The 6,984-nt window shown below is 41.6% G+C and carries 5 protein-coding genes and 1 pseudogene; all 6 read right to left on the minus strand.

Going from position 1 to position 6,984, the window contains the following annotated elements:
* Positions 1-159: 159 nt before the first annotated feature.
* Positions 160-1,368 carry a LysM domain-containing protein gene (locus tag Q4A91_RS08985; RefSeq protein WP_303214139.1) on the minus strand — a complete coding sequence of 403 codons (1,209 nt, stop codon included), beginning with the start codon at positions 1,366-1,368 and terminating at the stop codon, positions 160-162.
* A 168-nt stretch (positions 1,369-1,536) separates the two neighbouring features.
* The gene (locus Q4A91_RS08990) at positions 1,537-2,154 is read right to left on the minus strand and encodes an HAD family hydrolase (RefSeq protein ID WP_303214140.1); all 618 of its coding nucleotides are present in this window, start codon (positions 2,152-2,154) and stop codon (positions 1,537-1,539) included.
* A gap of 3 nt (positions 2,155-2,157) precedes the next feature.
* A complete protein-coding gene (locus Q4A91_RS08995) occupies positions 2,158-3,438 on the minus strand; it encodes an MATE family efflux transporter (RefSeq protein WP_303214141.1) in 1,281 nt (426 codons plus the stop codon).
* Between the two features lie 60 nt (positions 3,439-3,498).
* Entirely contained in the window at positions 3,499-4,983 is a 1,485-nt protein-coding gene (gene thrC / locus Q4A91_RS09000) for a threonine synthase (RefSeq protein WP_303214143.1), read from the minus strand.
* Positions 4,984-5,058: 75 nt separating this feature from the next.
* Positions 5,059-6,336, minus strand: a complete 1,278-nt coding sequence (locus tag Q4A91_RS09005) for a gamma-glutamylcysteine synthetase (RefSeq protein ID WP_303214145.1) — start codon at positions 6,334-6,336, stop codon at positions 5,059-5,061.
* 554 nt (positions 6,337-6,890) lie between these two features.
* A pseudogene (locus Q4A91_RS09010) lies at positions 6,891-6,984 on the minus strand (DUF1697 domain-containing protein); the annotation flags it as partial.

Below are 6,984 nucleotides of genomic sequence, written 5' to 3' on the forward strand. Positions count from 1 at the left end.
CAAAGACATCAAGCGCAATGCTTTTGGCTATCGGAACTTTGAAAACTTTAAACAGTGTATCTATTTCGCTTTGAATACCACAAAAGAGAAGACGAAGTTCGTCTCCTCTCGCGCTTAGTTATAGGTCACCCACTACAGTTGACATAGAGCCTTTAATGATTAGTTCATTGATACGTGAACGTGGTCATAGTGGTTTTCGGTTACGCTACCACGGTCTGGCATTGGATTCCAAGTGTAGGCTGGTCCATATTTACTATCATATGGAGCGTAGAAACGTTGTTTCCAGATGATGTAGTTGATACCACGGCTAGCCATATTTTGGACTGCATATTCTGCAATTTGATCCCCGAGTGCTGAACTCACTGGAACCATAAAGTCGATGGCTAAACCTTTTCCATGGTCGCCACTGTCTCCAGGACGGTAACCACTAAAGGATGTGATGCCAAACAAGTTGGCGATTTCTTCCTTAAAGGCTGCTGTTTGCGGTTGAAGACCAGCATTCTCAGACTTAGCTATAGCAAGTCCTGCATAGTCAGGAGCCGCTGGAGCTGAATAAGTTCTTGAAGGAGTTTGGCTTTGCTCTGCTTGATAAGTCGAAGTTGCAGTGTCAGAAGTTGCTGTTGATGCTGCTTCTTCTGTTGCACTTGATCCTGTTGTATCAGCAGGTGTTTCAGTTGCTGGAGCAGCTGCTACTGGTGCTTCTGCTGAAGTTGTTGCTGCCGTTTCTTCGGTAGCTGGAGTAGCTGCTTGAGGAGCTTCTTCAACTGGGCGAGTTATTTCTGCTACTGGTGCTTCCGCTGGAGTCGTTTCATCTGTTTCTTCAGCTGCAGGTGTTTCTGTAGATGGTGTCTCTTCAGCAACTGTCGCTGTCTCAGAAACTTCTGAACTTGGCGCTACTTCTGCTGGTTTTTCGGTCTCTGTTGCAGTTGGAGCTTCCTCAATTGGTTGAGAAAGGTCTTCTACTTGAACTGTTTGTTCATCAACTGTCACTTGATTTGTCGTCAAATCAGCTGTCGCAGTCGTCACTTCTTCACTAGCATCTGCTTGAGGAGCTTGGATTTCAACTTCCGTTACCTCTTCTTCCTCATTGACAGTTGTAGTGAGGACAGTATCTGGGAAAATCAAGTCCATATTGGTGATTTTGTTCAAATTAGCAAGAACCGTCACATCTACTCCCAAAGCTTCTGCAATCGTGCTCAGGGTATCACCATACTGAACTGTGTAGCTGTTTTTGTTCTCGTTTTTCGTCACATCATTTTGGATTTGCTCAACGCTACGTGCTGTCCAAGAGATTTCTTGAGCTTTAGCTCCTAATGCGGGAGCAAGAGACAGGGCTACTGTTGAGGCTAAAATAATTCTTTTCTTCATTCGTTCATATTCCTTTCAAATGAGTACCTGTCTATGATAACACAAAAAAAGCAGAAAAAAAGCCCTCTCGAGCCTATTTAACAGAACTGTCTATTCCTTGTAACAAACTCCATTACTTGAAATAGTTTGTTAGGTTTCTGTCACAAAACTGATACAATCTTCTCGTCCCTAATCCTCAAAAATATGAGAAATATCTGCTAACTCTTGAATCATGTGATTCCCTTCATAAGACGACTCTAAAAAATTGATGCTTTGAAGGCCGCTATTCTGGGCAAATTCCACATCCAAAGTCCGGTCTCCTATATAGTAGGTGTTCTCAGGATCCAGCTGATACTTGTCTAGCAGATAGTTAACCGCTTCTGGATTAGGCTTGCGCGCAAAGCCACTCTGACTGGTTAAAATCTCTTTGAAATAGGATTCCAACCCCAAGTCTCTGAGAATGGTAAAAGCATTATCCCCCTTATGAGTATAGACAAACTGCTGAATCCCTGCTTGGTCTGCCCAAGCTAGCACTTCACGCGCACCTGGCATCAAAACTACCTGAGCATTCTTCTCAGCCAGGCTCTGGGCACGTACCTGATTGAGCACTTCCGCATCCAGATTTTTCTCTTCTGCCACCTGCTCCAGCAAATCCTGCACAGAATACCTGAGGATAAACTCTCTCACTTTTTCCTTATCATAAGGAATAGAAAATTGAGCAAAGGTCTCCTCAATCCCTGACAAAATCGCTTCGTAAGAATCCAATAAAGTCCCGTCTAAATCCCAAATAAAAGCTGTTTTTTGCATCTCCTATCCTTTCAACATCATATAACGCTGATAACGGTAACGTAGAAATAACCAACGAAAACCATTATCCAAGAGAGTCCCTGCCCAAATACCAGGCAAGCCCCAACCAAGAACAAGCCCCATCAGATAAGCTGTCCCTATACGGATACACCACATCCCAATACTTGTCGCATAAAAGGGGAGGCGAGCATTTCCCAAGCCCTGCCAAACTGCCGTATAAATAACTGTCCCTGTCGCCATGGGAGTCCCTAGTAGAGAAAACAGTGCCACCAAAACGCTCGCTTCAACCGCTACAGGATCGGTCGTATAGAGATGAGTCAATGGTGTCCCCAAGGCATAGATACTGAGAGTTAAGGGCAACATGAGAAGCAGGGAAAGCCAAAAGGTTTGCTTGCTCAAATCATCTACTCTTTCCCAGTTATCCTCTCCAACTGCTCGAGCTACCTGCATGACCGTCGCCGTAGCGACACCAAAGGCAGGCATATAGTTAAACTGGGTCAAGACTTCTCCGACTGCATTCCCCGCTACTGCCTCCGTCCCAAAAGAAACAACCAAGGCAATGATCACTACATCTCCAGCCCGCATCATGAGACGTTCTCCTGCCGCTGGCAAAGCCAAAGTCAATAGTTCCTTATCTAAACCAAAAGTCGGTTTCTCAAAAGGCAGCTTTAATTGCGACCACAAAATCACAAGACCGACTAAGCGAGACAAAATAGTCCCCCAAGCAACACCCGCTATGCCCATATCAAGGACAAAAATAGCTAGACTTGAAAAAAGAATATTCAAGGCATTGGATAACAGACTCACATAGAGGGGTAGACGCGGATTATGAGTTGCACGAATCAAGGCACCTAGACTCGTCATCAAGCCCAAGAGAACAATCGATCCACCCACCAAAGATAGGTAGAGTCCACCACTCTCGGCTACATCCCTCTCCGTCCCCAAGAGTCCTATCATCTCTTGCCCAGCAAAGATGGATAAAGCGCCTAAAAGTGCACTCAGCAATAGGGTTATCTTGAAAGACTCTGTCACGTGATAAGCCAACTTGGACTGATCTTTCTGCCCCAAACTTTTTGAAATAACACTGGAAATAGCAGCTCCTAGAGCAATAAAAATCGCTTGGTAAATCGTGATAATATTGCCAGCCACTGAAACACCTGAAATAGCTATCAGTCCTAAGTGAGCAACCAAGTAACTATCCACCATCCCCATGAGCATCTGCAAAAAGTTTTCACCCATAGCTGGCAATGCAATATTAAGAATGTCTTTATTTTTCTTAAACAATCTCTCCTCCTGATGAAAAGAAACTCAGTTGGTTTCCCAACCGAGTTTACTTTCTCTGTCTTAAAGTTCTAGATAAGTCTCCACCGCTGCTTGCATGTCAGCAGCTGCCACTGTTGTTTTATGACGAACTGGAGCTGTTTCAAGGCCATCAACCGCTGGTGGCACTGCCACTCCTGAAATGTCATGTAATTGAGCCAAGGCTTCAAAGTCTGTCAAGCCTGCTTTTCCTGTTACCGCTTCTACTGCAACCACTGGGAACTTGTATGGACTAGCTGTTGAAGCAATCACTGTCTTAGTCGCATCGCCAGTAGCCACTTGGTATTTTCTATAAACAGCTGAGGCAACCGCCGTGTGGGGATCCTCGATGTAGGCATCTGTTTGATAAACACGTTTAATTTCTGCCGCAGTTTCTTCCTCAGTCGCATATTCAGCTGCAAAGAATTCCAGGATCGCTGCATCAAAGTCTGTCAATTCATATTGTCCTTGTGTACTCAAGGCATTCATGAGTTCAGCAGTCTTAACCGCATCATTCCCCAAAAGATGGAAAATCAAACGCTCCAAGTTTGAAGATACCAAGATATCCATAGATGGACTAGTTGTCACTTTAAACTCACGTTTCTTGTCGTAAACACGAGTTTTAAAGAAGTCAGTTAAAACATTATTGTCATTTGAAGCACAGATCAATTTGCCAACTGGCAGACCAATTTGTTTGGCATAAAAGGCAGCCAAGATATTTCCAAAGTTTCCTGTTGGTACTGTGAAGTTGACCTTTTCACCAGCCACAATCTCACCAGACTTGACCAACTGAGCGTAGGCATAAACATAATAAACAATCTGTGGTACCAAACGACCAATGTTCATAGAGTTAGCTGATGAAAATTGCAGTTTATTGGCAGCCAACTTTTCACGAAGAGCTACATCGTTAAACATATGTTTCACATTTGTTTGCGCATCATCAAAATTTCCATCAATAGCGATAACATGAGTATTGTCGCCAGTCTGAGTAGTCATTTGCAACTCTTGTACCTTGCTGACACCATCCTTTGGATAAAAGACGATGATCTCAGTACCAGGCACATCGGCAAACCCCGCCATAGCAGCTTTTCCAGTATCACCAGATGTCGCTGTCAAAATGACAATCTTGTTCTCTAAACCATGCTTTTTAGCAGCCGTCGTCATAAAGTATGGCAAGATAGACAAGGCCATATCTTTAAAGGCAATCGTTGAACCATGGAACAATTCCAAGTTGTATTGCCCATCCAGTTTCACCAAGGGCGCAATAGCTGGAGTATCAAACTTGCTATCGTAGGCATTGTTGATACAGTAGTCCAACTCCTCAGCCGTAAAGTCATCTAAAAATGCTGATAAAACTAATTTAGCCACTTCTTGGTAAGAAGCATCTTTTAATGTGTCAAAGTCCAAATCAACCTTTGGATAAGAAAGCGGTGTAAACAAACCACCATCCGTCGCCAATCCTTGCAAAATAGCTTGGCTGGCAGTTACTGTATTATTGGCATCACGCGTTGATTGATAAACTAATGTCATGAATCTCTATCCTTTATCTATAGTCTCTTCCATTATATCACGATTTTTCAGAAAATTCTCCCTTTATAAGAGAAATTATAATCCCAATTCTTTCTTCAAAGGCTCTAAATAAACCATTTCTTGCTTATCTCTTTTCTCCAGTCCTTCCTCAGCTAGGATGAGTAAGTCTTTAGAAAACTCGAGAACCGCAGCTTCTTCTTCATCTGTGAGTTGTTTTTTAGAAAATTGTCGTCTTAAAAGCTTATAATCACGACCAGCTGTGGTAAAAAATGGAGCAGTTCGCAAGTAAGCTTCAAGCTTGTCTAAATGAACCAACAAGCCCAAGTGAAAGGCAGCAGAAGCAAAAGTTCTATCTAGAGGTTGCGTACACACACTACGAAATTCAATAGTCCCTCGAGTCGTTAAGTCTTGGTACTGGTAACTACGATGAGTTTGGAAATCCTCCTCCTGAGGATGAATTAACACCTCATCCCCATTAAGGGTAAATGCTTGGATTTCAGGTGTAGCCAAATAGTCCCTAGCCTGAATCGGATAAAAATAATAGGTCTGCCCATCACGCTCCGCAGTAAAAATCGCAGAATGATTTAGATAGTCAAAAAAATCATCCTCGTCTTTGAAGAGTCTGGCATTGACGCCTACATTCTCTGGATAGATACCATGCATGGATTCTTCCCAAAAAATATCTCTCGAAATTTTGGTATCCCAATCTGCCCCTGAAAACTCAGAATTGGCAAACAAATAAGCTTTGGCAGCTTCAATTTGAGTAAAAGCATTGATAACACGCAGGTAGTTGGACCTTGAGACGTCTAGTTGAACCTGACTTCCACAGATAAAGGCACCATACTCAGGGAAATGATGTAAATCTGATTTAGTTACATTTCTACTCAAATTCAGATAATCCATCAACATCTGATAGCGGGGATAAGCCACTGGACAATTCTCATTTTTATCCCAGTTGGGATGAATGCCGCAGCCAACAATAGCATGATTAGCTTCACCCAACTTATTCTGAATCGTAGCCATATAGAAATCAAAGCGTTCTTCTACCTCTTGGATAGATTCGGCCTTTCCGAATGCAAACTCAATTGTCGTATAAGCAACCTCAAACAAGATCGTATCTTGGTTGACTGGATCAAGCAACTGAATTGGATTCCCAAAATCATCCACTTTTTCGATAGTTAAGCCCAGTACTGATGGTAAATACCGAAAGAGATCCTTAACAACTTCACCATCTGTAGCCTTACCTTCTAAATTTACAATAGGAAATTCTAACTCAATTCCAATAAATAAATCTGGGTTCTCTTTTATATTCTTTAAGTAACGTTTCTTTAGTAATTCAACAGACCGAGACATTAATCACCAAACTCTTTCATAATCAAAATAAATTGTGAATAAGTAATATTATACCAAAAATACACTAAAAATGACTAGAATAAGAAGAAAAAGATCATTCATCAGTTATCTGTACTTAATCAAAATCTTTACCAAAACAAAAAACAAGACCCGAAAGCCTTGTCTTTCATACTATACCGGCGGCCGGGGTCGAACCGGCACGTCCTTGCGGACACTGGATTTTGAGTTCCATTCTTGCATTTTTTAAGTAGCAAGGTGTTGATTTAATAGACTTTTGGTGCTTTTGGTTTTCACAATAAAGGGACTTTTTTTATAATTTAGCACCTTTTTAGTAACCGTTAAAGACACGGACTCATACCCCAGATAAAGACAATTCAAATTAGATTACGTCTATCTATTTACTTACCTTTTATTTACTTTAATTCCTTTATCTCTTTTAGAATACTAAAAATATAGAAACTAAATAGAACTATATCTGGGAAATCAAACAAAAAGAAGCTTCTTTCTCCTAACAAGGAGGATATGGAACGTTATGTAGTTATCTTGTTTAAAGATTATAATTTCGTAAGTCGTTCTACCACACTCAACTTCCTCATAGTCATCCGAATTCCAAATTTCTTTTCAAGATAATTAGTGTTTAAACGTTTT

The sequence above is a fragment of the Streptococcus sp. genome (assembly GCF_030528045.1).
GTDB lineage: Bacteria > Bacillota > Bacilli > Lactobacillales > Streptococcaceae > Streptococcus.

What these genes read in the sequence shown, in the direction of transcription:
- Q4A91_RS08985 (WP_303214139.1), bottom strand. Translation starts at nt 1,368, where the DNA reads ATGAAGAAAAGAATTATTTTAGCCTCAACAGTAGCCCTGTCTCTTGCT.
- Q4A91_RS08990 (WP_303214140.1), bottom strand. Translation starts at nt 2,154, where the DNA reads ATGCAAAAAACAGCTTTTATTTGGGATTTAGACGGGACTTTATTGGAT.
- thrC (WP_303214143.1), bottom strand. Translation starts at nt 4,983, where the DNA reads ATGACATTAGTTTATCAATCAACGCGTGATGCCAATAATACAGTAACT.
- Q4A91_RS09005 (WP_303214145.1), bottom strand. Translation starts at nt 6,336, where the DNA reads ATGTCTCGGTCTGTTGAATTACTAAAGAAACGTTACTTAAAGAATATA.